This window comes from Paenibacillus sp. IHB B 3415 (assembly GCF_000802655.2).
Lineage (GTDB): Bacteria > Bacillota > Bacilli > Paenibacillales > Paenibacillaceae > Paenibacillus_AQ > Paenibacillus_AQ phytohabitans.
The window spans coordinates 1-2,463 of the sequence record NZ_JUEI01000165.1 but is presented as its reverse complement, the minus strand read 5'-3'; the positions used below and the strand labels follow the sequence as shown (position 1 = coordinate 2,463).

Annotated in this window: 3 protein-coding genes and 1 pseudogene; 3 read left to right on the top strand and 1 reads right to left on the bottom strand. The window is 50.6% G+C overall.

The features are described from left to right. Nucleotides 1-552, top strand: a 552-nt coding sequence (locus QW71_RS35850) for a collagen-like protein (RefSeq protein ID WP_039310735.1), incomplete at its 5' end; no start/stop codon positions are given. Nucleotides 553-948: 396 nt separating this feature from the next. Here the strand turns inward: QW71_RS35850 and QW71_RS35845 are convergent. Further along, the gene (locus tag QW71_RS35845; RefSeq protein ID WP_039310734.1) at nucleotides 949-1,254 is read right to left on the bottom strand and encodes a hypothetical protein; all 306 of its coding nucleotides are present in this window, start codon (nucleotides 1,252-1,254) and stop codon (nucleotides 949-951) included. 230 nt (nucleotides 1,255-1,484) lie between these two features. On the opposite strand from QW71_RS35845, the gene QW71_RS35840 reads away from it, so the two are divergent. Both QW71_RS35840 and QW71_RS41100 read left to right on the top strand, forming a co-directional pair. Beyond that, entirely contained in the window at nucleotides 1,485-1,844 is a 360-nt protein-coding gene (locus QW71_RS35840; protein ID WP_039310732.1) for a hypothetical protein, read from the top strand. A 41-nt stretch (nucleotides 1,845-1,885) separates the two neighbouring features. Beyond that, a pseudogene (locus QW71_RS41100) lies at nucleotides 1,886-2,463 on the top strand (YVTN family beta-propeller repeat-containing protein); the annotation flags it as partial.

Here is a 2,463-nt window from a genome sequence, read left to right as displayed (position 1 = left end):
GGGGTTACAGGTGCGACAGGCGAAGCTGGAGCAACTGGGGTTACGGGAGCGACGGGCATCACAGGCGCGACTGGAGTTACAGGTGCGACGGGCGAAGCAGGAGCGACTGGGGTTACAGGTGCGACAGGAACCAGTCCGGCTGGTCTTTCCGAGTATGCGTATATTTATAATTTGGCTGCCCAAACGGTTCCTTTGGAGGCCGATGTTACTTTTAGTAATAATGGTCCTATAATTGGGGCAATTACACACACGTCAGGAAGCTCTGTGATTACTATAGGTACTGCTGGAGATTATGCAGTTTGGTTCAACGCAACGGGAGTTGAGCCCAATCAATTTTCACTTTTTCAAAATGGTACTTCTGTTGCGGGCGGCATATATGGTTCCGGCGCCGGAACTCAGGCCAATCCCGGAATGGTGATTGTTGTAGCGGCAGCGGGAGATTCCCTGACTATGCGCAATCATTCCAGTTCAGCGGCAATTACGCTGCAGACGCTGTCAGGCGGAACACAAGCCAATGCCAACGCCTCTATCCTGATTCAAAAAATAAACTAAGCTTGGCAGAGTAGAATTCAGATAAATTCGGATTCCAGTGAAGCTAAATAGCCCGTCACCGATGGATTTTCGGTGACGGGCTGCTTAAACTTGCCAGGCGTTTTGATCCCTGCCTCCAAACAGGGTGCTGTCCCCAATAGCTTTTTGTATCATAAGTAATCACATGGATGCCGCTTGGCAATGGACTACAAAGCCAGCTCGGCAAGCAGACCTCTTCAGAATCTCTGACAGAGGAAATGCCTAGTCCGCAGTAGGCGCACCGGTCAGATTCTTGATGTCCGTAGAACCATAAATCAGCAGGGCAATTACAATCACCAGCAGCAGACCACCGGCAAAACCCTCCCCGTCAAAACTGTCCATATCCCCGCGCCTCACTTTCACTTTCTAATTAGATAGTCAGGAGTTTTCGGCTTTCTTTTTCAAAGCGGTCATAATCTCGTTCAGGGTGAGACTGCTGTTGTCATCAAGGAAGCTGACCAGCTTATCGACGTTGTCGTTGCTCAGATCACTTAAGGTTTTATATTTGCCTACCAGACTGACGAACATGGATGCGTCCGTGTACATCTGGATGGAGTCTACTTTCAGCTTGCCGGTCAAAAGAAGGGCAGCCACCGCGAACTCAAGCCCTTTTGGAGTTTGTGTTTTGGAGCTGGCCGGTGGTTTTTTGGCGGCAGGTCTCTTTCCTTTTCCAGGAGGGGGCATGGGACTCCCTTCTTCCGTTGGGCATTCTGCAGGAAAGCGGCAGCAAGTGCGGTCTCTCCTTAATTAAAAGATATGCGCCCCCGCAGATATTGGTGAATGGAACCTGTCTTATGTCCACACCGACCGGAGGACGCCCGAATATTATTATATTGTGCGATTAAAGATCAACCGTCGCTAGTAACTGGGTTTCACGCCGTAAATGCTAGATATGGAAGGAGGGATAAGACGGGATGCCGATTTTATCAACAGGACCTATTGAGAACAATGCCGTTTCGGGAGTAAGACCTACGCAGACTGTTACGGTAAAGCTGGTGAAACGTGATGGCATGACCGGTTCTTCAGTCAGTATTCAGGGCTACTTGCTGGGAGCGACAAGAATACTGTATGTAAGTGAGGTTATTAGTATTGCTCCGAATGAAGTGGTAACCAGGGATTACTTTGCCGATTTGGATGCGTTCGAATTTATTTTTACGATCGGAGAAGTAGCCGGGGAGGAGATTGGAATTTCAGTATGGGGCAAGTCTTCTACCGGCCAGCTGGTGAATGTCCATCGCATTGTTACACATGAGAAATTAAGTTCCGAAGTATAGAGATTCATCCCATTCCTACTAGGAAAAGGAGTGCTGAAACGATGAGTTTTTTATCCACGGGACCGATAGAAAATAACATGGTTGGCGGTGTGAGACCAACTACCCAGGTTACAGTCAGAATTGATAACCGCAGTGATACCACGGCCTCCACAGTATCGGTTCAGGGGTACTTTTTGAGCGGCGGAGTCAGAAATCTCTATGTCAGCGAGGCGATCGATGTTGCTCCGAATCAATCCATAACCACTACCTATTTTGCGGATCTGGATGGTTTTGAATTTACATTCTTAACACCTGCAACTGTGAATGATCCGGTCCAGATTTCGCTCTGGGGTAAGAGTAGTACGGGGGCATTGGTAACTGCCCATCGTCTGGTATCCGCAGAACTGCTGGGCGAAGTCTTCGGCATTACCGGAGCAACCGGAGCAACCGGGGCCACCGGGGCTCAAGGCGCTACAGGAGCGACAGGTTCGGGTAGCGGAGCTACCGGAGCCACAGGTGCAACCGGGTCTCAAGGTGCTACTGGCGCGACGGGTTCTGGCGGCGGAGCGACAGGCGCTACTGGGGTTACTGGTGCGACAGGCACAGCTGGAGCGACCGGGGTTACGGGTGCGACGGGCAC

What these genes read in the sequence shown, in the direction of transcription:
- QW71_RS35845 (WP_039310734.1), bottom strand. Translation starts at nt 1,254, where the DNA reads ATGCCCCCTCCTGGAAAAGGAAAGAGACCTGCCGCCAAAAAACCACCG.
- QW71_RS35840 (WP_039310732.1), top strand. Translation starts at nt 1,485, where the DNA reads ATGCCGATTTTATCAACAGGACCTATTGAGAACAATGCCGTTTCGGGA.